At 68.7% G+C, this 24,852-nt stretch carries 22 protein-coding genes and 4 pseudogenes; 17 read left to right on the top strand and 9 right to left on the bottom strand.

Features of this window, described 5'->3' with window-relative positions; translation table 11 throughout:
* Positions 1-180: 180 nt before the first annotated feature.
* On the bottom strand, positions 181-315 hold the full coding sequence (locus AB0I23_RS31320; RefSeq protein ID WP_359114348.1) for a hypothetical protein: 135 nt from the start codon (positions 313-315) through the stop codon (positions 181-183).
* A 150-nt stretch (positions 316-465) separates the two neighbouring features.
* On the opposite strand from AB0I23_RS31320, the gene AB0I23_RS31315 reads away from it, so the two are divergent.
* From AB0I23_RS31315 to AB0I23_RS31285, 7 genes and pseudogenes are all read left to right on the top strand, one after another.
* Entirely contained in the window at positions 466-1,185 is a 720-nt protein-coding gene (locus AB0I23_RS31315; protein ID WP_359114346.1) for a hypothetical protein, read from the top strand.
* A 411-nt stretch (positions 1,186-1,596) separates the two neighbouring features.
* A complete protein-coding gene (locus tag AB0I23_RS31310) occupies positions 1,597-1,869 on the top strand; it encodes a hypothetical protein (protein WP_359114344.1) in 273 nt (90 codons plus the stop codon).
* A 4-nt stretch (positions 1,870-1,873) separates the two neighbouring features.
* A complete protein-coding gene (locus AB0I23_RS31305; protein WP_359114342.1) occupies positions 1,874-4,012 on the top strand; it encodes a SpoIIE family protein phosphatase in 2,139 nt (712 codons plus the stop codon).
* A gap of 207 nt (positions 4,013-4,219) precedes the next feature.
* Positions 4,220-4,396 carry a hypothetical protein gene (locus tag AB0I23_RS31300; RefSeq protein ID WP_359114340.1) on the top strand — a complete coding sequence of 59 codons (177 nt, stop codon included), beginning with the start codon at positions 4,220-4,222 and terminating at the stop codon, positions 4,394-4,396.
* 691 nt (positions 4,397-5,087) lie between these two features.
* Positions 5,088-5,379 (top strand): annotated as a pseudogene (locus tag AB0I23_RS31295) (ArsR/SmtB family transcription factor).
* Positions 5,376-5,762, top strand: coding sequence for a VOC family protein (locus tag AB0I23_RS31290; RefSeq protein WP_359114338.1), 387 nt, complete (start codon positions 5,376-5,378; stop codon positions 5,760-5,762). Before AB0I23_RS31295 ends, AB0I23_RS31290 begins: the two are co-directional and overlap by 4 nt.
* Positions 5,763-5,991: 229 nt before the next feature.
* Positions 5,992-6,414: pseudogene (locus AB0I23_RS31285) on the top strand (galactose oxidase); the annotation flags it as partial.
* A 61-nt stretch (positions 6,415-6,475) separates the two neighbouring features.
* On the opposite strand, the gene AB0I23_RS31280 reads toward AB0I23_RS31285, so the two are convergent.
* The gene (locus tag AB0I23_RS31280; protein ID WP_359114335.1) at positions 6,476-6,616 is read right to left on the bottom strand and encodes a hypothetical protein; all 141 of its coding nucleotides are present in this window, start codon (positions 6,614-6,616) and stop codon (positions 6,476-6,478) included.
* 610 nt (positions 6,617-7,226) lie between these two features.
* Entirely contained in the window at positions 7,227-8,270 is a 1,044-nt protein-coding gene (locus tag AB0I23_RS31275; protein WP_436847027.1) for an endonuclease/exonuclease/phosphatase family protein, read from the bottom strand.
* Positions 8,271-8,677: 407 nt separating this feature from the next.
* Here AB0I23_RS31275 and AB0I23_RS31270 point away from each other — a divergent pair.
* Together AB0I23_RS31270 and AB0I23_RS31265 are read left to right on the top strand one after the other, a co-directional pair.
* A pseudogene (locus AB0I23_RS31270) lies at positions 8,678-9,004 on the top strand (transposase); the annotation flags it as partial.
* Between the two features lie 310 nt (positions 9,005-9,314).
* Positions 9,315-10,142, top strand: coding sequence for a hypothetical protein (locus AB0I23_RS31265; protein ID WP_359114333.1), 828 nt, complete (start codon positions 9,315-9,317; stop codon positions 10,140-10,142).
* 492 nt (positions 10,143-10,634) lie between these two features.
* Here the strand turns inward: AB0I23_RS31265 and AB0I23_RS31260 are convergent, their stop codons facing one another.
* Complete coding sequence (locus tag AB0I23_RS31260) at positions 10,635-11,675, bottom strand: LacI family DNA-binding transcriptional regulator (protein WP_359114331.1); 1,041 nt, start codon at positions 11,673-11,675, stop codon at positions 10,635-10,637.
* Between the two features lie 191 nt (positions 11,676-11,866).
* On the opposite strand from AB0I23_RS31260, the gene AB0I23_RS31255 reads away from it, so the two are divergent.
* The 4 genes from AB0I23_RS31255 to AB0I23_RS31240 are packed head-to-tail and all read left to right on the top strand — an operon-like array spanning position 11,867 to position 15,390.
* Positions 11,867-12,769, top strand: a complete 903-nt coding sequence (locus AB0I23_RS31255; RefSeq protein ID WP_359114329.1) for an ABC transporter substrate-binding protein — start codon at positions 11,867-11,869, stop codon at positions 12,767-12,769.
* Positions 12,766-13,878 carry an amino acid ABC transporter permease gene (locus tag AB0I23_RS31250; RefSeq protein ID WP_359114327.1) on the top strand — a complete coding sequence of 371 codons (1,113 nt, stop codon included), beginning with the start codon at positions 12,766-12,768 and terminating at the stop codon, positions 13,876-13,878. Before AB0I23_RS31255 ends, AB0I23_RS31250 begins: the two co-directional genes overlap by 4 nt.
* Position 13,879: 1 nt before the next feature.
* The gene (locus AB0I23_RS31245; RefSeq protein WP_359114325.1) at positions 13,880-14,623 is read left to right on the top strand and encodes an amino acid ABC transporter ATP-binding protein; all 744 of its coding nucleotides are present in this window, start codon (positions 13,880-13,882) and stop codon (positions 14,621-14,623) included.
* Entirely contained in the window at positions 14,620-15,390 is a 771-nt protein-coding gene (locus tag AB0I23_RS31240) for a type 1 glutamine amidotransferase (RefSeq protein WP_359114323.1), read from the top strand. Before AB0I23_RS31245 ends, AB0I23_RS31240 begins: the two co-directional genes overlap by 4 nt.
* Before the next feature lie 482 nt (positions 15,391-15,872).
* Here AB0I23_RS31240 and AB0I23_RS31235 read toward each other — a convergent pair whose 3' ends face one another.
* Positions 15,873-16,928 carry a hypothetical protein gene (locus AB0I23_RS31235; RefSeq protein ID WP_359114321.1) on the bottom strand — a complete coding sequence of 352 codons (1,056 nt, stop codon included), beginning with the start codon at positions 16,926-16,928 and terminating at the stop codon, positions 15,873-15,875.
* Positions 16,929-16,993: 65 nt separating this feature from the next.
* Here AB0I23_RS31235 and AB0I23_RS31230 point away from each other — a divergent pair, with 65 nt between their 5' ends.
* Both AB0I23_RS31230 and AB0I23_RS31225 read left to right on the top strand, forming a co-directional pair.
* On the top strand, positions 16,994-17,461 hold the full coding sequence (locus AB0I23_RS31230) for a hypothetical protein (protein ID WP_359114319.1): 468 nt from the start codon (positions 16,994-16,996) through the stop codon (positions 17,459-17,461).
* Positions 17,462-17,879: 418 nt separating this feature from the next.
* Complete coding sequence (locus AB0I23_RS31225) at positions 17,880-18,623, top strand: IPT/TIG domain-containing protein (RefSeq protein WP_359114317.1); 744 nt, start codon at positions 17,880-17,882, stop codon at positions 18,621-18,623.
* Positions 18,624-18,839: 216 nt separating this feature from the next.
* On the opposite strand, the gene AB0I23_RS31220 is transcribed toward AB0I23_RS31225, so the two are convergent.
* Positions 18,840-18,971, bottom strand: a complete 132-nt coding sequence (locus AB0I23_RS31220) for a hypothetical protein (protein ID WP_359114315.1) — start codon at positions 18,969-18,971, stop codon at positions 18,840-18,842.
* Between the two features lie 92 nt (positions 18,972-19,063).
* On the opposite strand from AB0I23_RS31220, the gene AB0I23_RS31215 reads away from it, so the two are divergent.
* Entirely contained in the window at positions 19,064-21,577 is a 2,514-nt protein-coding gene (locus AB0I23_RS31215; RefSeq protein ID WP_359114313.1) for a beta strand repeat-containing protein, read from the top strand.
* Positions 21,578-21,729: 152 nt separating this feature from the next.
* Here the strand turns inward: AB0I23_RS31215 and AB0I23_RS31210 are convergent, their stop codons facing one another.
* Entirely contained in the window at positions 21,730-22,452 is a 723-nt protein-coding gene (locus AB0I23_RS31210; RefSeq protein WP_359114311.1) for a hypothetical protein, read from the bottom strand.
* Positions 22,453-22,821: 369 nt separating this feature from the next.
* Here AB0I23_RS31210 and AB0I23_RS31205 point away from each other — a divergent pair.
* Positions 22,822-23,004: pseudogene (locus tag AB0I23_RS31205) on the top strand (IS701 family transposase); the annotation flags it as partial.
* A 265-nt stretch (positions 23,005-23,269) separates the two neighbouring features.
* Here the strand turns inward: AB0I23_RS31205 and AB0I23_RS31200 are convergent.
* Both AB0I23_RS31200 and AB0I23_RS31195 read right to left on the bottom strand, forming a co-directional pair.
* A complete protein-coding gene (locus AB0I23_RS31200) occupies positions 23,270-24,061 on the bottom strand; it encodes a cache domain-containing protein (protein ID WP_436847026.1) in 792 nt (263 codons plus the stop codon).
* Positions 24,015-24,833: a FadR/GntR family transcriptional regulator gene (locus AB0I23_RS31195; RefSeq protein WP_359114307.1), complete on the bottom strand. Its 819-nt coding sequence runs from the start codon at positions 24,831-24,833 to the stop codon at positions 24,015-24,017. Before AB0I23_RS31195 ends, AB0I23_RS31200 begins: the two co-directional genes overlap by 47 nt.
* Positions 24,834-24,852: the final 19 nt, after the last annotated feature.

Raw genomic sequence — 24,852 nt, 5'->3', positions numbered from 1 at the left:
ATGGACGGTCCCTTGGGCCGTAGGCCACCGGACAAGCCGGTGAACTGGAAGGAGCAGCGGCCCTGCATGGTGATGTGGCGGCGTATGAACAAGGGAAGGCGGGCTATGTTCTCGTCGCGGACGCCGATGCCGTCGGCCCGCGACTGGGCGACGGGGGCGTCCATGTACGCAGGAACGCCGTCAGTGGATCACCCGGGCCGACGCCTTCCCGGCCTGGTCGCCGCCTGCCTGGTCCCGCCCGTTTACCCAGTCGGCACCCGGATCGTCCGCATGACCACCGACGACGTCCTCCATGACGACCAGCACGTCGCACACTCGACCACCACGACAAGAGCACCGCCCCCATCGCCACCGAAGCCGGAACCTCCGGAACCGATACGCCCCCGGAGCTCCCTGGCGACAGCAGATCCAGTCAAGCGGGAAACGGACGTGCGATCGAGTCCCAGGAGTGTCACCCTGTCCCGGGTGACCTCAAGCGAGATGATCTCCATCCGTGCCGCCGCAGCTCGAAACAATGCTGACTGGTGTGCTTCGGTGTGCCGGTCCCACGGCATTCCAGGGGCCTTCGGCGAGACGGCCTGGTGGAGTTCCCGCCGCACGCCGCTTTACTACCCCGACGCCATCACTCTGCATCACGACGCGGTGCCGACCGACTTCCTTGCTGAGATCGACACCGCGTCACCCGGGTGCTCGATCAAGGACAGTTTCGCCACGCTCGATCTCACCTCCAGCGGCTTCGTCGAGCTCTTCAATGCCCAGTGGATCCATCGCCCAGCGGGGCTTCCTGCATCAGCAACGCCGGCCTTGCGCACCGAGCGGGTTTCCACGGCCGCCCAGCTTCGCGACTGGCAGGCCGCCTGGCACGGCGGTGACGGAACACCGGATGTGTTCCGACCAGCGCTACTGGACGACCCGTCTGTGGTGGTGCTCGCCGTTCACCGCGGCGAAGTCCTTTCCGGCGGTGTCGTCCTGAACCGCAGCACGGGGCTGATCGGCCTCTCCAACCTCTTCGCCGTCAACAGCAGTGACGTTACCGCCATCTGGTCCTCAGCGATCGCAGCAGCCGCCGGCCATTTCCCCGGCTTTCCCCTCGTCGGTTACGAACACGGGGACGACCTCGCGCACGCACAGGCGAGCGGATTCGCCGCACTCGGCGCACTCCGCATCTGGCTGCGCGACTCCTGACCGGCATCCTCCCCCGCCCAAGGGGCGGGGGAAGGGAACGCACCGTGACGGTCACCCCTGCCCCTGCACCGCCATCGTGACCGCCTCACCTTCAAGGGGACGTCGTCGAGACCGGCAGCGATTCCCACCGCCTCCGCAGCACACGCGCACGAGCAAGAGAGCACTCTGCGGTCGGCTGAGCAGGTCCTGGATATCCTGCGGACCGCGGCTGTGACCGTCTGTGACGTGACAACGAGTGCCTTTACCGCAAGGTGGGCATATTGTCCATATATGCGTGATGTGCGGTGTGGCTGGTGCGACGCGCCATTGCAGCAACCGGCAGGTCGTCGCCGTCGGTATTGCCATCCGGTACACCGGCAGGCGGCCTGGTGGGCCGGTAGTCGTCGGAGCCCTGCCGCGGAGGCGTGGCAGGTGACGCTGTTCGTCGGCGTGATGCGGCTGAAACGGGTGCAGGCGGTCGCACAGCAGGTGAGCGACCTGCCCTGGGGCGGAAGCTGCCTCTGTGCCGCTGGGGTGGAGGTGCCCGGGTCGGCCGGGCGCATGGTGCGCGGCGCGGTGCCGGCCGACGGGCGAGCCGGCGGCGGGGCACCGATCGGCGCCGGCCTCGGGATCTGTGCCGAAGCCGCCCGGAATCGCTGTGGGCGTGTGAGGGGATCCCGGTCCGGTTTCACCGAGGGAGGGTGAGGACGTGCGGGACGCGGCGTCCGTCCCCGCAGCAGGTTCCGACCTGGAGCTGCTGGACCCCGCTCTGGTCCGGGTCGTGCGGGAGGCCGGTGCGTCTGTGGGTGTGGTGTACCTGCTCCCGTCAGGCGAGACGGTACTGCGGCAGGCATTGCTGACTGGGATTCCACCCCAGATTGTCGCACCCTGGGCACAGGTAGAGCTGGCGGCCCCGATTCCGGTGGCCGAGGCAGTACGCGAGCGGCGCGTGGTGTGGGTCGGCAGCCGCGAAGAGATGGCACGCCGCTACCCGAAGGCCGCGCTCGTGCTGCCCTACCACTTTGCGGCAGCCGCCGCCCCGATCACCTCAGGTGACACCGATCGGGGCGGGTTGGTGCTGCTCTGGCCCGGCTCGCATCCGCCGCGGCTGGTTCAGCGCGAGCGCGACGCGATCGACGTCTTCTGCCGCCACACCGGCCTGCTCCTGCAGCGGGCCGCCGACAGCGACCGCCCCGTGTTGCCCGGAGCCGAGCCGCGAGTGCTGCCGCCGTACCGCTCATCCACCCCCCGTCCGGACGAGGCAATGGCCGCCGTCGACTTTGCCGAGCGTCTTCCCGGGGGCTGCTGCGCGCTGGACCTGGAAGGCCGGATCACCTTCATCACCGCTGCTGCCGCAGAACTCGTCGGAGCGGAAGTCCCTGACCTGCTGGGCGCACTTCCCTCGGAGGCGCTGCCGTGGCTGGACGACCCGGTCTTCGAAGACAGTTACCGATCCGCGGTGTTCAGCCGCCAATCCACGTCCTTCACCGCCCGGCGCCCGCCGGATCGGTGGCTGTCCTTCCAGCTCCATCCGGATGCCTCCGGCATCAGTGTCCGTATCACTCCCGCCCCCATCCCCACGGCCCATGCCGAAGACACGCCGGAGGCGCAGCGCCCCACGTCGCCGGTCACGCCAAGCCGAGCGGGGGAGCTCTATCACCTGCTGCACCTGGCCGCCACGCTCACCGAAGCCGTCGCGGTACAGGATGTGGTCGAGAGGATCCCGTCCCAGGTCATGCCCGCCTTCGGCGTCCAGGCCCTCGCCCTGATGACCGCGCAGGAGGGCCGACTGCGGATCATCGGTCACCACGGCTACACCACCGAGCTCATGGACCGTTTCGACGCCGCCCCCCTGACCTCGGACACCCCCGCGGTACGCGTCCTGACCACCGGCGTTCCCGCTTTCTTCGCCACCTTCGCGGACTTGAAACGCGTCTACCCTCCTGCCGTCCTCGAAGACGACATGGCCGCCTGGGCGTTCCTGCCGCTGACCGCCTCCGGCCGCACCGTCGGCTCGATGGTGCTCGCCTACGACCGGCCCCACCCCTTCGCCACAGAAGAACGCGCCGTCCTCACCTCGATCGCCGGGCTGGTCGCCCAAGCCCTGGAACGCGCCCGCCTCTACGACGCCCAACACCAACTCGCCCACAGTCTGCAGGCCGCCCTGCTACCCCACGCCCTGCCCTCGATCCCCGGGCTGGACCTGGCCGCCCGCTATGTCCCGGCCACCCGCGGCGTGGACATCGGAGGCGACTTCTACGACCTCATCCGCCTCGACGAATCGAACGCAGCCGCCGCCATCGGCGACGTCCAAGGCCACAATGTCAATGCCGCCGCCCTCATGGGCCAGGTCCGTACCGCGGTCCACGCCACCGCCGGTGCATCCCCCGGCGAAGTCCTCGCCCGCACCAACCACCTGCTCACCGACCTCGACCCGGGCCTGTTCACCAGCTGCCTCTATGTCCACTTCGACCTGGCACGCCACCGTGCCCGCCTGGCTACCGCCGGCCACCCTCCACCGCTCCTGCGCCATCCCGACGGACGCACTGAAGTCGTCCAGATGCTGCCCGGGCTCGTGCTCGGCATCGATCGAACCGCCGACTACACGACCACCGAGATCCCCTTGCCACCCGGCAGCGTGCTTGCTCTCTACACCGACGGACTCGTCGAAACCCCCGGTGCGGACATCGAGGAAGCCATCGCCGACCTCGCCGAGCATCTCGCACGAGCCCCGGGCGGGACGGCGGAGACCCTCGCAGACGCTCTCGTCCACTACGCCACGCAAGGCGCACCCCGCAGCGACGACATCGCCCTGCTGGTCATCAACGTGCAACAGTTCGGCGGATAGCGCGAAACGGGCCACCGAGAGTCATCGCAGCAGCCAGACCCCATACGGCTCATCGCAGCTCGCCGACTCCTCGCCGCGCTCTCCGGCCAAGGCCGAAAGCACACCCCTGGCGGATCTGCGCAGTCTGGGTCTGCCGTTGGGCCACCACTGCCGCTTCACCTACCGGCAGGGGAGACAAGCGAAGCTCCAAAAGAGTACAAATGTGATATGAGCGAGAAATCGGAAAATCTGCATGACGTAGACGAGTGGGCCGCCCGCATCCGGGACGCTTCCTCAGGTTCCGATGATCAGGCTGTTCGCAGAGTCGTCAGGGACATCTACCGTGCCGCCCAGGATGAACTCGACGAGAAGCGGGCTCGGGCAGAGTACGAACGCGATGAGTAGCCGCCCGAGTTCATTCCGTGTCCGGAAGTGAGTCGGGGGCTTCGAGCGGTGTCGACCCGTGGGATCGGCACAGTGGGCCCGCTTCGAAGGAGGCGCGCCCCGGCCGGCGGGGACATCCACAACGCAGTGCTCGCGGCCGCGGCTCCGCCGTCCGAAGTCCTGCGCCACGCAACTGTGCTGTGACCTCAGGCGAGGGTGCGCGGGCGCTTGTCCGCCGTCAGCCGCCAGACGGGCGCTGGTCGTGAAGGTGCTGGTCATGGCGGAGACGGCGGCCTGTGTGAGGGGTACACCGCGCTGACGCTCCACACCGGCACCGTGTGACCTTCTGCCGCGGGGAGGAGTCCTTCTTGTCGCCCGGCTCGTCCGACGCGCCCGTGTCGATGGTGCCGGGCGAGAATGCGTTCACCCGCAGCGGCGCGAACTCCGCTGCCGGTGACCGGGGGGCCGCGTTTACCGAGCCGTTGGTTGACGCCACTGCAAGGAAACGGGATCCGGACACGTCGGCGAACAGGACGAACGACCCCCTGTCTTCGGCATCGTCGGCGCGAAGCGCTGGGCCGGCATCAGCGGCCGGCCCGATCCCCAAAGAGACGCGCCGGCCTGAGCCTCTACCACGTCGTCTGAGAGCTGCAGTTACTCCTCGCGGTCTGGACCGGCGCCTGCTTGATAGGTAAGCCGCTACTTGCCTATGGTGGCGGAGGATGTCTTCAAGGCGGTGGCCGACCCCACCCGACTCGCATCCTTGATGAGCTGGCGGCACGGGACGGCCAAAGCCTGTTCGAGATTTGCACACGGCTGGTGACCAACACGACCTGGGGCTGTCCTGCCAGGCGATCAGCCAACATCTGGCCGTACTGGAATCTGTGGGTCTGGTCGTTTCATGGCGCCAGGGCCGCTACAAGTTCCACGACCTGAACACCGAACCCCTTGAGCGCATCGTGACCCGATGGCTCGGGCCCGATGCACCGGAGAGCACTCCATGAAGATCCACCTCACCAGCGTCTTCGTCGACGACCAGGACAAAGCCCTGCGCTTCTATACCGACGTGCTGGGATTCGTGAAGAAGCACGACGTCCCGCTGGGTACGGACCGGTGGCTGACTGTGGTCTCGCCGGAGGATCCCGAGGGGACCGAACTGCTGCTTGAGCCCTCCGGCCATCCCGCGGTGCAGCCGTACAAGACGGCGTTGGTCCAGGACGGCATCCCGGCCGCCTCTTTCGCCGTGGACGACGTAGATGCGGAGTTCAACCGGCTGCGCGAGCTCGGGGTGCACTTCACCCAGGTTCCGCTGGAGATGGGCCCGGTCACCACTGCGGTCTTGGACGACACCTGCGGCAACCTGATCCAGATCGTGCACAGCAAGTAAGAACCCTGCACAGGCGCCGGTTGTGGATCTACTTTCCGCGGTCAAGTTCGGGGCCATACCAACAGGGCAGCGGCGGTGACGGCCGAGGTAGACGTATCCGCGCTTATCATACCGGGTGGCGACAGCTCTGAACTGCTTCAGTTTGCTGATCGCCCGCTCGACGGTGTCGCGCTTCAGATGCGGCTTCGTCGTCGGTCCGCCACGGGACCGGCCGAGCGCCTCGCCTGCCGCCCCGCCTCCTCCCTCGCAGTACGTGACCTCGGTCGGTGGCGCCGCCCTGACGCGGGACACGGCCACCACCAGCCGCGGCTGGTCCGAGTCGGTGTGGCACCACAGCTACGGCGGCCCGGGCTCGGGCTGTTCGCTGTACGAGCCCAAGCCGGCCTTTCAGACCGACACCGGCTGCGACATGCGGAGCGTCGCCGACGTCCCCGTGGTCGCCGACCCGGTCACCGGCGTCTCGGTGTACCAGACCTACGGCGGCTCCGGCCGGGCCGTGTACGGCGGCACCAGCGCCTCGTCGCCGATCGGCGACGAGGCGTACGCCGCGGCCGGCACCCCTGCCGCGGGCAGCTACCCGAACTCGTACCCGTACCAGAACCCGGCCGCGCTCAACGACATGACGGCGGGTTCCGACGGCAGCTGCACCCCGTGCGTACAGCGTCGACCTGCCGCGAGAGTTACACCCTGCACTTCACCGCTGTGAACCCCGGCTACCAGGTCGTCACCAAGCCCGGGGGAAGCACGACGATCATCGTCACCCTGGACGCCTCGGTTCCCGAGATCACCCAGCCCGGCGCCTGCACCGCCGCGCCGACCGTCCAGACCGACACCCCGTACGCGGGCGACAACATCGGCGTCACCATGCACGTCAGCCCGTCGGCCCACCTGGGGCAAGTACGCCGGCACCGTGCTGGGTGCCGACGGCAAGGGCGGCACCGCGCCGCTCGCAGGGGCGACCGTCCAGATCGACAGCTGGGCGACCAGCTACACGCTGCGGACCGCCAAGGACGGCACCTTCGCGCTCTGACTGGACACCCGCAACAACCCGCTCACCGTGATCGTGGACAAGGACGGCTACCAGCCGACCGTCACCACTGTGAAGATCACGAGGGGGGTACCGTCACCGGCAACTTCACGCCCAAGAAGGCCCCGTGACCAGGTCCGGATGACCCGGTTCCGTAGTAATGGGCGCGGGCCGGCCCCTTTCGGGGGCCGGCCCGCGCGGCTCTCAGCGGGCGGTCGCCGGGCAGCCGTAGGAGCGGCGGCCGGACATGCCGCCCAGTGGGCCCGCGTCGACCATCCGTCGCGGCAGCGGGGGGAGCGGCCTGCGGTGGATCCAGGGTCAGGCCGCGCTGCGCCACTCGGAACAAGCTGACCCCGCCAGGCGGGAACAGGGCGAACATGGCCTGATGCGGCACTGGTTGTCATCTGCACAGGAGTGCTGTCACCGAGCCCCCTTATTCAGCCCAGTGTGATCCGGGCGGCGACCGGCAGGTGGTCGCTGCCGGTGGCGGGCAAGGTGCGGATGTGGGCGACGGTCGCCGAGCGGGCCATGACCTGGTCGATCCGGGCCAGCGGGAAGGCGGCGGGAAAGCTGAAGGCGAAGCCGCGTTCCGCCACGTTCATCCGGGAGGCCAGCGGGGCCAGCCCACGGTCGTCGACCGTGCTGTTGAGGTCGCCCAGCAGGATCACCGTTTTCAGCCTGTCGGCGGCGACGGCCTCGCCCAGCAGGCCCGCGCTCTCGTCGCGCCAGGAGGACGCGAGGCCGCTCGCCCGGACGCGGACCGATGGCAGGTGCGCGACGTACGCCGCGATCTCGCCGTGCGGCGTGTGGACCACGGTCCGCAGCCCGCGACTCCAGGCCTCCACGATCCCCTGGGGTTTGATGTCCAACAGACGGGTGTCGGTCAGCGGATGCTTCGACCAGAGTCCGACAGTGCCCTGGACCGTGTGGTGCGGGTAGTCCGAGGCGAGGGTCTTCTCGTAGACCAGCAGCGCCGGGGGTACCAGCTCCTCCAGCGCGATGAGATCGGGTTTGGCATCAGCCAGGGCGCGGGCCGTGCCTGCCGGGTCAGTGTTCTCGTCACTGACGTTGTGCTGCACCACGAGCAGGTCGTGCGCGCCGGGCTTCGCCCCGGGCAGGAGCAGCCCGCCGAAGAGATACATCCAGACCGCCACCGGCATGAGCAGGGCCACCAGCGCGGTGGCCGAACGGCGCGCCAGCGCCACGCCGAGCAGCACCACGACCACCAGGCCGAGCCAGGGCAGGAACGCTTCCAGCAGACTGCCCAGGCGGCCGATGGAGTTGGGCACGGCCCGGTGGAACGCCAGCAGCCCGGCCGTCAGCACCGCGAGCGCGGCGAGCACCCGCCCCCGCGTCCAGGCCGACCGGACCCTCGCGTCCTCGCCCGGAACCCACCGCCCCGCCCGCCGCTGCTCCCCCTGGAGCGCAGCGGCCTTCACCGTCGACGTCGCACTGCTGTCCGCCCGCGCCTGCTCCACCATGGCTTCCCATCCACTCGACCTCGCCTCCCAAGACGAGCCACCAGGTGAATCGGTTTCTGACTTCCGCAAGCGCGTACCGCGTCCTGCGCCCGCGCTGAGAAGACGGCCCACCCCCCAACGCACCGGCGCTCGCGTCCGCGACCACGGTGTACATACAGCCTTCCTCGCCCAGGCCGCTTCTTTCGGATCAGGCCGGTTGGCGACGAGGAACTGGAGGTCTGCCCGCGCGGGGCTGTGTCAGGGGCTTCGCATGTCCGTTGGCATCGCTTACCCCGTCTTCCACACCTTCGACCCCGTAATCGCCGTGAGCGTGGCTCGTCGGATGGTGGCGTTCGGTGTCCAGTCGTACTCCGAGGTGTCGGTGGAGGCCGAGCTGCCCTCCCTGGCCGAGGTGAGGCGGATGCGTGATGCCCTTCCCGGGCGTGGTTCACGAGCCAGACCGCCTTTCGATCTGGGGACGGGCATCCCGGACCTGGCCGGATCGGTTCCCGCCAGGAACCTTTCCGACGACTTGGCCCGGGTGTTCCTTCCCTTCGCTGACTCGATGGTGGACCAGCCCGTGGGGAGCGTCGAGGACCATCGGGCGGCGGCGGGATCACCGACAGGTGATCGACGCGATTGCAATCAAGTACCGCACCGGTTCGCCGTGGATGGACCTGCCCGCCGAGTTCGGCTTGTGGGAGGGGGGCCACAACCGGCTACGGAAGTGGGCGGCCGACGGCACCTGGAAGAAGGGGGGTGAGGGGGTGTCGGGCTTGAGTGGTGGGTGTGGGTGGTGGTTGGGGGTGAGGGTGCTGCCGGGTGGGTGAGGGGGTGTGGGTAAGTCGCTCGGAAGGGCTAATCGTGCGCCATGTGGGGCTATTTTCTTATATTTTGACGGTTTATCAGGTAGCGGTGCGGTGAGTGGGGTGGCGTGTGTGTACACCCGGTCGGCCCTGTGGTGTCACGCCTTGGGACTTTCCGATATGACACCTATTGGGGCTGAAAGTACGTTCGTCTCAGGTCGGCTGCCCAGCCGACGTCTCTGAGACAGGAAGAAGTGACATGACCACGCGTACCGTCGCTGTGACCGCCGCCGTTGTAGGCGCTGCGGTTCTGGCTACTACCGGCATCACGTATGCCTCGGCCGCCGGGTCCACCCAGGCTGCCCCGTCCGTTCAGCAGGCCGTTCCGGCCGTGGCTCCGCTGAGTGGGGACGGAAACGGAAACGGGAACGGAAACGGGAACGGGAACGGAAACGGGAACGGGAACGGAAACGGGAACGGGAACGGGAACGGGAACGGGAACGGGTTCGGGAACGGGAACGGGTTCGGGAACGGGAACGGGAACGGGAACGGGAACGGAAGGGGGGGCGAGGGAGGTGACCGCGGTGGCAACGACCGCGGTGGCAACGACCGCGGTGGCAATGACCGTGGTGGCAACGGCCGCGGTGGCAACGACCGTGGTGGCAATGACCGTGGTGGCAACGGCCGTGGTGGCAATGACCGTGGTGGCAACGGCCGTGGTGGCAATGACCGTGGTGGCAACGACCGCGGTGGCAACGACCGCGGTGGCTATGACCGTGAGGGGGGCCGGATCTTCATCAACGAGCGGTCGTACTCCGCCCGTGGTGAGGACGGCTGCATCACTGTGGTGAGCGGTCTGGGCGCCCGGAGCTTCAACGTCCGTAACGACAGCCGCAGGACCGTTGAGTTCTTCCGTGGGGCGACCTGCGACAACGGTTCCCCGGTCGCGACGGTCGGTCCCTGGAGCACCAGCAACGGTGTCTTCACCCGCCAGGTCCGCGGTGGCGTGTTCGTCCGCAACGGTGTCGTGGGCAGCTTCCGGGTGATCCGGGACCACTTCGACCGCGACGACCGCGACCGGTACTAACAGCATCCTGCGCATCACATGGAAACCCCGGCCCGTCGGAATCGGGCCGGGGTTTCCGGCATGGGGGGCACCTTGTGGTGGGTGTCCGGTCGGCGCAGCCGCGCGCCGTGTGCGGCCGGTATCAGGTGTCCAGTACATCAGCTTTGCCATCTAACGAACCACCTATTCGTTTTCGGCGTCCTCGGCGGTGCCCGCGTCCCGGAAGGATCCCAGGCTCTGGCCGGGGCCGCTGTCCTGGAGTTGAACAGGTAGCGGCCCAGAAAGTTGATGTGCCGGTCCTTGAGCGGGGAGAGCCGGGCAACTGAAGTTCCCAGCGGCGGCCGTCTCCGCCGCCGTCGGCGGTGACCGCGCGCAGTGTCGCTTCGATCTTGCCTCCCGTACCGGCGTCGGCGATGGCGGTGAGGACCGCGTTACGCCCAAGGGCCACGGGTTGCCGCGCCTGACCGCGCATCAACGGCACCTGGTCTGGGCCATGCGCGGGCCCGGCGCCGTTCACGCACGGCGCGTGGACCTCCGGGCCACGACGGTGCACGGCACCATCACATGACGCGGCGCCTTTCCCTCCAGGACATCGATCAGCATCGTCACGGACTCGGCGCCCAGGCGGCGCGCGTCCAGGCTCAGGGCGGTCAGCGGTACATCCCAGTCCTCGGTGCCGCAGGACTGGTCGCTCTCACGCATCACGCTGACCATCAGGTCGTCGGGGATGCGCAGGCTCAGCCGCCGGGCCGCGATCACCAGGGCCTGGCCGTATGTCTCGTTGAGGCCGTGGACCGCGTCCGGGCGGTCGGGGCCGGACAGAAGTCGTAGCGCCGCCTCCACCGGATCCTCGGAGGCAGCCGGTGTCTCGACGAACGCCGGCCGGCCGGCCGCGGCGCACCACTCGCGGTAGAGGCGCTCGGAATCCTGGGTGTACGCGTCGGGTTCCGGGCCCGAGAGGAGACCGACCCGTCTGGCGCCGGAGTCCCGCAGGTGGTCGAGGACTTCGGCCATGCCATGCTCCAAGTCGCTCTCCACGGTGGGTACATCCTCGTATCCCGGATCGATGGGGCGGCCGTCGGTGACCACCGGCATGCGGCGGCGCGCGCAGTCCGCGAGCAGCGGGTCCTCCCGTACCGGGTCGACGATGATGAGGCCGTCCATGGGGACGCGGGCCCACAGCCCGGAGGCCGGATCGCTCGGGACGACGACGAGCGCGTAGTCCCGCTCGACGGCGGTCATGGTGGCGCCGGCGGAGAACGCCGCATAGTACGGGCGGTAGGTGCCGGCCCACGGGCGGTCCGACATATGACCTACGGCCAGTCCGAGGATGCCGGTGCGTCCGGAGACCAGTCCGCGGGCCACGGGGTCGGGGCGGTAGCCGAGTTCCTCGGCGGCGCGGCGGACGCGCTCGCGGGTGGCCGGGGCGATCTGGCCCTTGCCGTGCAGGGCGTGGGACACGGTGGTGATGGACAGGCCGGTGGCCTGCGCCACGTCGCGGATACCGATCCGCCGGCCGGCCTCCCCGGCCCGTGTCGATTTCCGACTGGTCATGATTGGGTCGCCCTTCCGTGTCATCCACCGAGCTCCAACGCGCGGCGGCCTCAAGAGTGCCAGAGAACGGTCTGTCCGCACCCTCGAAGCCCAAAACGTTTTTCTTTCGCTGACCTCGAGGTCTTGACGTACAAAAACGTTTTGGGCAGTGTGGCGTCACCGCTTCCCGGCACCTCTCCTCTAGGAGCTCCATGCGCAGCGTCCGTACGTTTGCCTTGCCCGCACTCACCGCCGTGTTGCTCGCGGCGCTCACGTCCTGCAGCGGTTCCGCGGTCGGCAGCGACGACTCCACCACCCACACCACCGACGCCAAGGGGTCCCGCGCCTACGGCAAGTGCAAGGTGACCGGCGCCCGCGGCTCGATTCACCTCAAGACCGTCGAGAAGGACACTCTCACCGTGGTCGGTGACCTTCCCAGCCCCGGCTGGTGGAACGGCGACACCGTGCGTCAAATCGACAGCGGATACGAGTACTGCATGGCCGCGAATCTCGCCTACCGGGCCGGCCTGTCCAAGCTCACCGTGCGCAATGTGTCCTTCGACGCGCTCGTCGCGGGCAAGGCCCAGGACTTCGACATGGCGCTCGCGGAGATCTCCGTCACCGACGCCCGCCGCAAGGTGGTGGACTTCTCGTCGCCGTACTTCTCCTCCGACATCGGCGTGCTGGTCGAGTCCGGGTCCAAGGTGACCGAGGACAACATCGGGAGTTTGCGGCTCGGCGTGAAGCAGGGCACTACGGGCGCCGACTTCGTCCGCGACCGCCTCCACCCGAAGAGCCGGCCGAAGGTGTTCGCGGGCGATGTCGAGTTGCAGGCCGCGCTCCAGGCGGGCCAGATCGACGCCGCCCTCACCGATGTCGCCATCGTGCTCGGCAAGGCCCAGGAGTCCAAGGGCAAGCTTGAGGTGATCGGGCAGTACGACACCGGCGAGTCGTACGGAGCGCTGTACCCCAAGGGCGGCAAGAACTCCGCCGCCCTCGATGGGGCCATCGACGCGATGAAGACGGACGGCACGCTCGACAAGCTCTCCTCCACCTACCTGGCCGAGGCCTTCGGCGGGGACCCGGCGGCGATCACGGTGTGGAGCGCCAAGTGACCGTGTCCTCCGATCTGTTGACTGTGTTGAAGACCGAGCGGACCGAGCCGCCGAAGGCCACCCCGCCCCCGCCGGCGCTGCCGCTCGCGGCCGCCGCGGTGACGGCCGTCCTGGTCACCGTGACACTGACCGCCGCCACTGCCCAGTCCGTGAGCAAGGTCCTGCCCGGCTCCGGCCTGCCGGTCGCCGGCGGTGCGGTCGTCGTGGCCGTCGCCGTGCTCACGCTGCTGAGGCCCGCGCTGCGGGCGGTGCGGTCGGGCCGCGCGGCCGCCGCAGCCTGGTCCGAGGACCGACGGGCCGACGCCCGGCGGGCCGCCTCCGAGGGCCGCGAGGACGCCCGGACCGTACTGGGCTGGTGTCTGGCCGCGCTCGTCCTGCTCGGCGCGGTCTGGTTCCTGTTCGCCAATGACCGTGCCGTGCAGCGCACTTTCCTCGACGGCGAAGTGATCGGGATCAGCCTTCGGGAGACCGCCTCCGCGTTCGGCACCAACCTCTTCATCGCCGTCGCCGCGCAGATCCTGATCCTCGTCTGGGGACTGGCGCTCGCTCTCGCCCGGATGGCGCCGGGGCGTACCGGCCGCCCGCTGCGACTGCTCGCCACGGCGTACATCGACGGCTTCCGCGCCGTACCGGCGATCATCGTCATCTATCTGATCGGCTTCGGACTGCCGCTCGCCGAGGTGCCGGTGCTCAGCTCGCTCAGCCCGGTGTGGTTCGCGATCCTCGCGCTCACCCTCACCTACGGCGCGTACGTCGCCGAAGTGTTCCGGGCCGGCATCCAGTCCATCGCGCCCGGCCAGAGCGCGGCAGCCCGTTCACTCGGCCTCTCGCACAGTGCCACGCTGCGCCATGTGGTGCTGCCGCAGGCCACCCGCCGCGTCGTACCGCCGCTGCTCAACGACTTCATCAGCCTGCAGAAGGACACCGCGCTGGTCAATGTCATCGGCACCATCGACGCCTTCAACCAGTCGAAGATCTTCGCGTCCAACCACTTCAACCTGTCCTCGGTGACCGTGGTCGCGGCGCTCTTCATCCTCATCACGATCCCGCAGGCCCGGTTGGTGGACCGGCTGGTGGCACGTGAGCAGCGCCGCGGCAAGGGAGCCTGACATGGCCTTCATCGAGATCGACGGGGTGCACAAGAGCTACGGGCAGGCCCCCGTGCTCCGCGGCATCGACCTGACCGTGGCCCAGCACCAGGTGGTGACCCTGATCGGCGCCTCCGGCAGCGGCAAGTCCACCCTGCTGCGCTGCATCAACGGCCTGGAGGAGATCAGCGGGGGTGAGATCCGGGTCGGCGGTGATGTCGCCTCCGGCCGCGGCACCGATGTGGACCGGCTGCGACGCGATGTCGGCATGGTCTTCCAGCACTTCAATCTGTTCCCGCACATGAGCGTGGTGCGCAATGTCGCCCTCGCGCCGATGCAGGTGCGCGGGATACCGCGTGTCGAGGCCGAGGAGCAGGCTCGCGCCCTGCTCGCGCGCGTCGGCCTGGCCGACAAGGCCGACAGCATGCCCGACCGGCTCTCCGGCGGTCAGCAGCAGCGGGTGGCCATCGTACGCGCCCTGGCCACTGGCCCCCGCGCGCTGCTGCTCGACGAGATCACCTCGGCCCTCGACCCCGAACTCGTCGCCGAAGTCCTGGCCATCGTCCGCGAACTGGCCGAGGGCGGCATGACCATGCTGCTGGCCACCCATGAGATGGGCTTCGCCCGGGAGGTGTCGAACAAGGTGTGCTTCCTCCATCAGGGCGTACTGCTGGAGGAAGGGCCGCCGGACCAGATCTTCGGCGACCCTCAGCAGGAGCGTACCCGCGCCTTCCTGCGCCGCATTGTCGAGGCGGGGCGGCTGTGAGCGGCGCGCGGGTGCTCGTCGTGGAGCACGAGGACGGCACGGGCCCGGCCCAGTTCGGTGAACGCCTCGCCGAACAGGGCCTGGTGATCGACCTCTGTCGCCCCTGGGCGGGCGACACACTGCCCCGCACCCTGGACGCGTACGACGGGCTGCTGGTCCTCGGCGGATCCATGGGCCCGTACGACGAGGAGCAGGCACCTTGGCTGCCGCAGGTGCGGAAACTGCTGCGGCAGGCCGTAATCTGGGACCTTCCCACGCTGGGGATCTGCCTGGGCATGGAACTGCTGACAGTGGCCTTCGGGGGCGAGGTCCGGCACGCCGCCCTGCCCGAGGTCGGACTCAACGACCTGATACCCCATCAAGCGGCTTTTACGGACCCACTGTTCGCGCCACTCGTGGACCAGGACAGCTGGTTGCGCGCAGTGCAGTGGCACTGGGAGGAGACGGCCACCCTGCCCGAGGGCGCCGTTCCGCTGCTCACCAGCGAGCGCTGCACCCACCAGGCCTACCGGATCGGCACGGCTGTGTGGGGTGTTCAGTTCCACCCCGAGGTGCTGGCCGATGACATACGCACCTGGGGTGCGACGGACCTCGGTTCGCTGCACGCCCTTGGCCTTGAACCGGGCGGGGTCGTTGCCGAGGTGGAGCGCGAAGAGAACCGGCTGCGCACGCTCTGGGGGGCTTTCGCCGAGCAGTGGGGGTGCATTGTTGCCGACGGTCCGGGCTCACCCGCCCGACGGTGCATTCCGGCGGAGCGGCGGCCATGACGGCCCGATGACGGTCGGACCCCCACCAGACTCGAGTCCCGCACGTTACGGGCTGGTGTTCGGTCCCGCTGCACCCACCCTCCATGCCGTTGATGAACTCGACGACGAACGCACAGTCGAGGTGACCGTCTCCACCGCACAAAAAACCAAAGGGAGTGAACGGCCCCGGAGAGGCCTGTCATGGATCAACCACCACCCCGGCGGCCGCCCCGCATGACACCGGAGAGGCCGCCGGAGCCACAGCGCAGTTCATGGACGACGACGGATGGTTGAGCGCTGAGCAGCAGCAACGGCTGACGCGGACCCTGGCTGGCGCACTGTCCGGAGCGCCACGTGATGTGCGGAAACAGATTGAGCGGGTGTACATGCCGTGTTCTCCGGCACGCGAATCTTCGCCCTGCCTCAGGACAGCGAGTCGAAGCTCTCCTGGGGCAGGGGCGCTGAACGGGCAGCAGGAACGTTGCTTCGAGCGGGGTAAGGGGTCACGGCCGAGGTGGGTTGGCGGAAGGTGTCGGCTGTAGGGCGCCCAGGACCCACGGGATGTTCTTTCTGTGGGTGACGATGAGCACCGGCACGCCGTTGTCCTCGCACTCCAGGACCAGGGCCCGGCCGCCGTAGTCGGGGCGGTCGGGGGGATCCGTCCAGTAGGGCGGGCGGACGCGGACCGGGGTCAGGCTGCGCGGCACCTCTCGGCGGAAGAAGGCGCCGGTCGGGTCAGGGGTCGATGCCAGATGGACGGGGTCGGCCACCAGGTATCCACCACTGCCTGCATACGGGATCTTGCCCAGGATCACGCCCAGGAAGCACTGCTTCGCGGCAGGCACGGACGGCCTCAAAGCGACGGTGTCGTCGCCGCTCGGACGCCGCCACAGGAGCAGGGCGGCCACTGAGCAGGCAGCCAGGACCACTGGGCTGCATAGTCCAATGAGCTGGAGTGCTGCCCCGACGCTGTCGGTGAGCCACGGCGCAGCCGCCCCGAGCGCGGTGAGACAGAGCGCACCCACGAACGGGAGACCGACCTGCCGAGGGTACGCCCTGACCGAAACCCGGGAGTGCCGGGCCAACCAGTACCAGCCCCACAAGAAGCCCGTCCCGTAAAAACCGAGGGCGAGGCCGCATGCGCAGAAGAGCCTGTAGTCGCCGCGAGGGTCCGCGTTCGTGTACTGACGCACGGACTCGAAGTCGACGTACCGGATCTGCCCCCGCCAGTACGTGACCTCGACGCGCATACCCGCTCGGGCGATCGGCGGCTCCTGCGGACTGCCCCTGAGACGGGTACGGCTGGACGTCCCGTCTGCCTCGGTGACGTACAACCAGTACGAGGGCGTCCGTCCCTCCACGCGCTCGGTCCGGTCGATCCCCGCCCTGACAGCCCGCAGGCAGTCGTTGTCACGGCCGCCCGGAACGTCGCCGTCCGAGGCGCAGCTGACCGCTGCCCTGAAGGCGCGTTCCTCGTCGAGCGCGCCGCGCATGGTGACGAGCAACAGCCACGCCGCCACCAGCACGCACACGGAGCCGAGCATCGCAGCGCCGCGCATCGCCGTACGGTTCCTCGGGTGGGAGGGATCAGTCCGCGCAAGAGTGACCCGTGCATTCTGCGGTGGTGACGGCGGAAGAATCACGGGTGATGTGTGCACTTCCGACGTACTGCTTGTTGCCGGGAACCGGCATGGCATCGTTTCGTTTGATGCCCGTGGCCGTTGAGTTGTTTGTGTCGGACGGGCTCGAGCGGGTGGTGCCGGACGAGTTATCGACGATGTGCTCGGGACGCGGAGGAGATGGACAGGTCACGATCAAGCTCACGAACAATGAGGCATGGGTGCTGTCGCACTGGTTGGAGCGGCTGCAGATGACTGATCCCAGTCGCGTGGTCGAGGATCCGGCCGTGTGGGCTCCGATCCATCGGATGCCGGAACGCTGGACAAGGAACTGCCCGAGTTGTTCGGGCCCGACTACGATCAGCGGCTTGCGGCGCACCGGACGCGGGGCGGCCACCGGCATCGAACAGCAGGGATCTCGGCCCCTGGCACCGGCGGTCGAACGGATACCGGACAGCGATCCCGGAAGATAGATTTTCCGGCCGCCAGTCATATGTGACCATAAACAGCTATTCATGAATGCGCCATGAGTGTGCTGGGCTTCACTCCTGGGCGCTCAGTCGAAAGACTGACTTCCGACCGTTAGGTCTTGTTTTCCGATTCACCCTGGTGGGTTAATTCTCATAACCTAATCGGCGAGACGTACGAATCCTCAGTGCGCGATAAAGCGCTCCGGATCCTGCGGCAGCAGACACTCGCAGGATCCCTCCCCTCACCTCGGTGACTCGGACTGAGCTCCGGCGGCCCTACACCGCCAATGGAACATCAGCACAGGGCCACAGCAGAACACTTGGCCAGGGGGAGCGCCTCATCGCATGGGGACGTACGGCGAACCGAACGCCTCACTCACTGCTCGGAAATGTACCCCATTTCGAGCGAAGGAGGAATCTCATGCCCATCAGTCCGAACCAGGGATCCAGCGGCGGCGGCACTCCCGTCACCATCACCGGCACAAATCTCTCCGGTACCACCGCGGTGCTTTTCGGCACCCGGTCCGCGACCGCCGTCACCAATGTCTCGCCCACCCAGGTCACTGCCGTCTCCCCTTCCGGCAACGGCGCGGTCGGCGTCACGGTGACCACTGCGGGAGGGACGAGCAACCCGGTCTCCTTCTTCTACGTGGGGGCGCCCTTCAAGCAGTCCATCAGTCCGAACTCCGGGTCGACCGCGGGGGGTGAGACCGTCACCATCACGGGAACCGGCCTCTCCACTGCCAGCGGCGTCTCCTTCGGCGCCAACACTGCCGTACCAACGGTGGTGTCCGACAGCCAGATCACTGTGGTCGCACCCGCCGGCGCCGCGGGCGCGGTCGGTGTCAGCGTCACAACGGCGGGCGGCACCAACAACGGCCTGTCGTACACGTACGTCGCAGTGCCGACCGTGACGGCGGTGGCTCCGGCCGCGGGTCCGACGTCGGGAGGCACGGCGGTGACCATCACGGGAACCGGCCTTGCAACGACCACCGAGGTCACCTTCGGCGGCACCCCGGCGCCCTTCACGGTGGTTTCCGACACGGCGGTGTCCGCCGTCGCCCCGCCCGGGGCCGCAGGTCTCGTTGATGTCGTCGTGAGCAACGACGCGGGCAGCGCGACCGCCACCGGCGCGTTCACGTACGTCACCGGCCCCGGCGTCTGATCGCGCCCTCACGGCGCGATCACGTGCAGGGACCGCCCTACCAGGAGCGGTTGCGGTAGCTTCGCAGGACGCCACCTCCGCTCCTCCAAGGGCCCCCGGCCCAGAACCCTTCTGGGCCGGGGGCCGCGACCCATGACTCCGCTCCACCGGCCCGGACCGGACCACCTGACACGCTACGGCGACACAGTGGAAGACAGTGACCGCCCAGTAACGGCCCTACGACCGAGTGCCGTCGCCGGACGGCGGGACCACGGTGGCGGTCACCGGTACCGACCTCGCCAACGCCAGGGCGGTGAAGTTCGGCACCAGGTCGGCCGTGATCACCTCGAACACCGCCACCTCGGTCACCCGTGCCTCTGCCAGGGGAGCTCACCATCACATCCCACGGGCGCCGACCGGCACCCGCCGTTGACCCCTGGCAGAGAAGAGGTACCACGGACATGTCGCAACAGCCCCACTCGGCGGCCGCAGCAGCGGCAACCCTGCCCATGCCCACGTTGACGGTTGTCCACCCCGATCAACGCTCCGGCTCAGGATGTATCACGGTCAGTCTCCGCGGGAGTGGTTTCACGGGTGCGACTGCGGTGAGGTTCGGAACGGACAACGCGGTGTCGTTCGATGTCCTGTCAGACACGGCCATCTCGGCTATGCCTCCTGCGGGTAGCGATACCGTGCAGGTCGCGGTCACTACCCCGGGGGGCATCAGCAACAGCCTCTCCTTCTTCCTCCTCGCGGCGCCGACTCTCTCGTCCGTGGCTCCGAGTCAGGGGCCGGTCTTGGGCGGGGCTACGGTGACTTTGACCGGCACCAGTCTGACCGGCGCGACTGCGGTGAGCTTCGGTGGTACGGCGGCGTCGTTCGCGGTGGTCTCGGCCACCCAGGTCACTGCTACCGCGCCGGCCGGAATCGCGGGGCCGGTCCAGGTCACGGTCACCACCCCAGGCGGCACCAGTAACGAACTCACCTACTTTTTCCTCAACCCGCCGACACTCAGCGCGGTTGCTCCGAGTCAGGGGCCGGTCTCCGGTGGGACCGTAGTGCTCTTGACCGGCACCAGTCTGACCGGGACGACCGCGGTGAGCTTCGGCGGTACGGCGGCGGCGTCGTTCACGGTGGTCTCCGCCACTCAGATCACCGCCACCGCCCCAGCGGGCAGTGGGACGGTGCAGGTCACGGCCACCACGCCGGGCGGCATGAGCAACAGCCTTTCCTACAGCTATGTCGCGGCGCCGGCTCTCACCACGCTTTCTCCGAGCCAGGGGCCGGTCTCGGGCGGGACTGTGGTGACCCTGACGGGTACCAACCTGACCAACGTGACCGCGGTGAGCTTCGGTGGTACGGCGGCGTCGTTCACGGTGGTCTCCGCCACTCAGATCACCGCCACCGCCCCAGCGGGCAGTGGGACGGTGCAGGTCACGGCCACCACGCCGGGCGGCATGAGCAACAGCCTTTCCTACAGCTATGTCGCGGCGCCGGCTCTCACCACGCTTTCTCCGAGCCAGGGGCCGGTCTCGGGCGGGACTGTGGTGACCCTGACCGGTACCAACCTGACCGGGACGACCGCAGTCAAGTTCGGTGGTACGGCGGCGTCGTTCACGGTGGGCTCCGCCACCCAGGTCACCGCCACCACACCACCCGGAACCGCAGGACCCGTCCAGGTCACGGCCACCACGCCGGGCGGTATCAGCAACAGTCCCTCCTACTTCTTCCTCAACGCGCCCACCCTTACCGCGCTTTCTCCGAGTCAGGGGCCCGGCGGGACGGTGGGCCTGACCGGCACCAACCTGACCGGGGCAACCGCGGTGACCTTCGGTGGTACGGCGGCAGCGTCGTTCACGGTGGTCTCCGCCACTCAGATCACCGCGGTCGCCCCCGTCGGCAGCGGCACAATCAACATCACGGTGACCACCCCGGGCGGTACCAGCAACAGTCTCCCCTACACCTATGTCGCGGCGCCGACCCTCACCGGGCTTGCTCCGAATCAGGGTCCGGTCTCGGGCGGGGCTACGGTGAGCCTGACCGGCACCAATCTGACCGGGGCGACCGCAGTGAAGTTCGGTGCCACGTCGGCGTCGTTCACGGTGGTCTCCGCCACTCAGGTCACAGCCACTACACCACCCGGAACCGCAGGACCCGCCCAGGTCACGGTCACCACCCCAGGCGGCACCAGTGGCGGTTTCGCCTATTTCTACGTCAACGCGCCGACCCTCTCGTCCGTGGCTCCGAGTCAGGGGCCGGTCTCGGGCGGGGCTACGGTGACGTTGACCGGCACCAGTCTGACCGGGGCGACTGCGGTGAGCTTCGGTGGTACGGCGGCGTTGTTCGCGGTGGTCTCGGCCACCCAGGTCACTGCTACCGCGCCGGCCGGAATCGCGGGGCCGGTCCAGGTCACGGTCACCACCCCAGGCGGCACGAGCAACGGACCCACCTACTTCTTCCTCAACCCGCCGACACTCAGCGCGGTTGCTCCGAGTCAGGGGCCGGTCTCGGGCGGAACCATGGTGACCTTGACCGGCACCAGTCTGACCGGGACGACAGCGGTGAGCTTTGGCGGTACGGCGGCGGCGTCGTTCGCGGTGGTCTCCGCCACTCAGATCACTGCCACCGCCCCAGCGGGAAGTGGGACGGTGCAGGTCACGGTCACCACCCCGGGAGGCACCAGTAACAGCCTTTCCTACGCCTATGTCGCGGCGCCGACCCTCACGTCCGTGGCTCCGAGTCAGGGGCCGGTCTCGGGTGGGACGACGGTGACCCTGACGGGCGCCAACCTGACCGACCTGACCGCGGTGAGCTTCGGTGGTACGGCGGCGGCGTCGTTCACGGTGGTCTCGGCCACCCAGGCCACCGCTACCGCGCCGGCCGGAATCGCGGGGCCGGTCCAGGTCACGGTCACCACCCCGGGCGGAACCAGCAACGGACTCACCTACAGCCGAATCCAGCCACCCGGCATCTGACACTCCCACGGGCTGCCGCACCAGACCATTCCTTGGTTCAGCTCTGGTCATTCATGGCTGCGGCTGGCGCCGCCCGTTGCCTCTTGTCCGTGGACGGCAGCGCTGGCGCGTTGCCGTCCGAGCACCGCGACAGTGCTCACCCGCGGGAAGCGCTACTTGGCAGGGGCTTGATAGAGGCCGCGGCCGGCACGATGAGCCTTGGAGGTGGCGACGAGCCGATCGAGTGTGCTGCGCACGGTGTTGATGCTACCGGCTGTGAGTTCGCGTCCCAGAGCCTCGGTTACTTCGCGGGCCCGGACGGGCGTGCCACCGGCCGCGGACACCACGTCCATGACCTGCTCGATGAGACGGCCCCTGTCCTTGGCCGTCACGCCAGGTGCTGTCTCCTGGGCGGCCTGTGCTTTCTCGGACTTGGCGGGGATGGCCTTCTTGGAGGGGCGTTCCTTCTTCTGCTGTGCGGGAGCCTTGGGAGCTGCCTTGCCGTTGTTGGAAGCGATCCTGCGGGCCTTGCGAGGGGCGGGGATGACTGCCTCCGGTTCCGGCAGGTCGCCTGTTGCAGCGGAGGGGCTGGGTTCCTGCTGCCCCTGCGGTGTGACTTCCGGCCTCGCGTCGGCGTCTGCCTCGCTGTCGGTCGAGGAAGCAGGGGAGGTGTCGGATTCAGGATCAGCCGCAACCGCAGCCGCAGCCGGAACGGGGGGTGCGGCGGTCAGCGCCTGCAGAGCGGTCAGGGCAGTGCGCACCGACTCCAGGCGTTCGGTGACCGTGACGAGTGCCTCCTCCAAGGCCTGCTGACGCTCTTCCAGTCGCGGAAGTTCCGCCTGCAGGAGGGCTGTTGTGGCCTCGACGCTGCCCGCGGTGCTGGTTGTGGAGGTCATGATGCCGCCTTTCTGTTCCGGCCAACCGTCGGTGACCGCTGCAGTGAAGCGTAGAGGGTGTTGTGTTGTGCTCTGCGTCTGGCCCCGCCCGCCGCACCAGGAATCTCAGACCTCGCACTCGCCGAATGGGACGTTTTCGACCCGCTGCTGCACCACCAGCACATCCACACCCGCCTGCCCACCGCCGTCCGCAACCGCAGTCGTTGACAGGCCCGAGCGCGACCGGCCTGATCCGCAACAGCGTCACCAGGAGGACGGGAGGCTGCCCAACACGGCCGGCTTCGACGCCGACAAGTTCGCCACCGACCGTGGCCGCCGCGGGAAAACGAACAACTCGCGATGAACATTACTCCGGTACTGAGTACGCCAGCAGCGTTTCTCCCTGAGGACAGAACGTTCGCGACCAAGAGTGAGGCCGCCCGGAGCCTGGTCCTGCGGGCTCTCGCCTCCGATCTGCCGATCGCCTGGGTGGCCGCCGAGTCCGCCTACGGGGATTCCGCCCGGATGCTGGAGGAAGCGGGCGTCGGTTACGTACTGGCGGTGCCGAAGACGGTTGGACCCTTCGCCGGTCAGATCACGACCGCCACGCATCACGCATGATCAGCCACCCGACAGGCTCTCAGCGGTGGGGGAGGGGCAGGCCGGTGAGCGCCCGCGCGAACCAGTTTCACTCAATTGGTCATACATGCTGATGAGGGGCCGGGTTTCCTGCCGCCTACACGTGCCAAGCCGGGGCTGGACCTCGCGGACCTCGCGCCGCTCAGTCGCGGCCGCACCCGTCGGAGATGTCGCCGCGCAACGAGACGGGCGGTCTGCGTCACGTCGGAGGCGCCGTCGTCATCAGGATGAGGGGGACGCCGTCGCAGGATCGCAGTTGCAGCCCGCCGTGTTCGGCGCGATCGGCCGATCCGGCCAGTACCGCCGCGAAGTCCGGGCCCTTGGTGAGCGATCCGACCAGATGGTGGGGGTCGGTAGAGGCGGCGACCCGGCCGCGCGCGTTGACCAGGCGGGAAGGTCCCGGCAGGCGTTGGAGCAGGGGCATGACGACCGCTTCGAAGCGGCGCAGGTAGACGTCGGCGGCGGCCACTCCCATGAAGCGTCCGTCGATCGTCACCGGTGAGGAGAGGGTGAGGCTGTACTCGTCGGAGCAGAGGTAGTCGACGTACGGTCCCGCGACGGCCCGCTGTCCGGTGTCGCGGGGCAGGGTGAACCAGTCCCAGTGGGTGTAGTCGGAGTACGCCGAGTGCTCCGGGTCCAGGTCGAGCAAGAGCGGATGTACGACACCGTTCACGGTGGTCTGCCACCACTCCAGCCACGCCGGTACGTCGTCGAGCAGTCCTGGCGCCGCCACGAAGCCGAGCCCCGAGACCAGGTCGTACTGGGCGAGACAGGTGTGCAGGCCGGGGCGGAGCGCGGCCAGATCGGCCGAGACCGGCCGACGGCCGTCTGCGACAGCCGAGGCGAGCACCGCCTCCGTGTCCCTGGCGGTCCTGCCTACGGCGTCAAAGACTCCTTCGAGCGCGTCACGGACACGGGCGGCCGCCTCGGCGACCGCCATCTCGTCAAGTACTGCCGATCCGGCGCTTGCGAGACGGGGATTGCTGCCCATCGGGGCCCTCCTTCGGACGGGGACCGCGCGCACCGTCGGCCGAGCCGAGGCGGAGTTCGATCAGGCGTGCCATGGAGGCCTGCACGCATTGTTCGGCCAGGGCCCTGGCACGGTCATCCGCCCCATCATGCACGGCTGAGATTACGGCGCGGTGACGATCCGCTGTGTCCTTGAGGTGCCCTTCCTCGCAGAGTACGAGGCGCAGAAGTGCCCCCACTTCCGTCTGCAGAGTGACCTCTTCCCTGGTCAGCCGGGCGGACTGGGCGGCCGCGGCCAGCTCGACATGGAAGCGTCCGTAGATACGGCTGCGCGCTCCCGAGTCCTCGGCGTCCACCAACTCTCCCAGAGACCTGTGCAGTTGCTGCAGATCCTCGGGCTCGGTGCGCTGGGCTGCCAGCCGCGCGGCGGCGCCTGAGACGGCTGCCCAGTGGTCGGCGAGATCGCGGAGTTCCTCGGTGCTCCAGTCGGAGAGGCGGGCAAGGAGCCGGTGCTCCGCAGGGCCGTCCGGCACGGTGACGAAGCTGCCACCGCCGCGGCCCCTGCGGGTGGTGACCAGGCCCCTTTGCCGCAGTGCCATCAGCGCTTCCCGCAGGGTCACGGTGGAGACGCCGAGCTGGGCGGCGAGGTCGGTCTCGCCGGGCAACTGCTCGCCGTCGGCGAGCAGCCCGAGGTCGATGGCGTCACCGAGCCGCCGCACGACGGCATCCACGCGGGCCAGGGTGTCGACGGGCGTGAAGACGACTCTGCGGGCGCCGGGTCTGTCTCGGTTCACGCTCACCACCTTGCCAGTT

It is taken from the genome of Streptomyces atratus, assembly GCF_040655115.1.
GTDB classification, from domain to species: domain Bacteria; phylum Actinomycetota; class Actinomycetes; order Streptomycetales; family Streptomycetaceae; genus Streptomyces; species Streptomyces atratus_D.
Note: the sequence above shows the minus strand (reverse complement) of the source record. Positions and strands in the feature narration are given on the sequence as shown.

Excerpts from the sequence above, each read along its gene's own strand:
- AB0I23_RS31300 (WP_359114340.1), top strand. The coding sequence starts at position 4,220 with ATGAGCGAGAAATCGGAAAATCTGCATGACGTAGACGAGTGGGCCGCC.
- AB0I23_RS31290 (WP_359114338.1), top strand. The coding sequence starts at position 5,376 with ATGAAGATCCACCTCACCAGCGTCTTCGTCGACGACCAGGACAAAGCC.
- AB0I23_RS31280 (WP_359114335.1), bottom strand. The coding sequence starts at position 6,616 with ATGTTGTCGCCCGCGTACGGGGTGTCGGTCTGGACGGTCGGCGCGGCG.
- AB0I23_RS31275 (WP_436847027.1), bottom strand. The coding sequence starts at position 8,270 with ATGGTGGAGCAGGCGCGGGCGGACAGCAGTGCGACGTCGACGGTGAAG.
- AB0I23_RS31265 (WP_359114333.1), top strand. The coding sequence starts at position 9,315 with ATGACCACGCGTACCGTCGCTGTGACCGCCGCCGTTGTAGGCGCTGCG.
- AB0I23_RS31260 (WP_359114331.1), bottom strand. The coding sequence starts at position 11,675 with ATGACCAGTCGGAAATCGACACGGGCCGGGGAGGCCGGCCGGCGGATC.
- AB0I23_RS31255 (WP_359114329.1), top strand. The coding sequence starts at position 11,867 with ATGCGCAGCGTCCGTACGTTTGCCTTGCCCGCACTCACCGCCGTGTTG.
- AB0I23_RS31245 (WP_359114325.1), top strand. The coding sequence starts at position 13,880 with ATGGCCTTCATCGAGATCGACGGGGTGCACAAGAGCTACGGGCAGGCC.
- AB0I23_RS31235 (WP_359114321.1), bottom strand. The coding sequence starts at position 16,928 with ATGCGCGGCGCTGCGATGCTCGGCTCCGTGTGCGTGCTGGTGGCGGCG.
- AB0I23_RS31225 (WP_359114317.1), top strand. The coding sequence starts at position 17,880 with ATGCCCATCAGTCCGAACCAGGGATCCAGCGGCGGCGGCACTCCCGTC.
- AB0I23_RS31215 (WP_359114313.1), top strand. The coding sequence starts at position 19,064 with ATGTCGCAACAGCCCCACTCGGCGGCCGCAGCAGCGGCAACCCTGCCC.
- AB0I23_RS31210 (WP_359114311.1), bottom strand. The coding sequence starts at position 22,452 with ATGACCTCCACAACCAGCACCGCGGGCAGCGTCGAGGCCACAACAGCC.
- AB0I23_RS31200 (WP_436847026.1), bottom strand. The coding sequence starts at position 24,061 with ATGGGCAGCAATCCCCGTCTCGCAAGCGCCGGATCGGCAGTACTTGAC.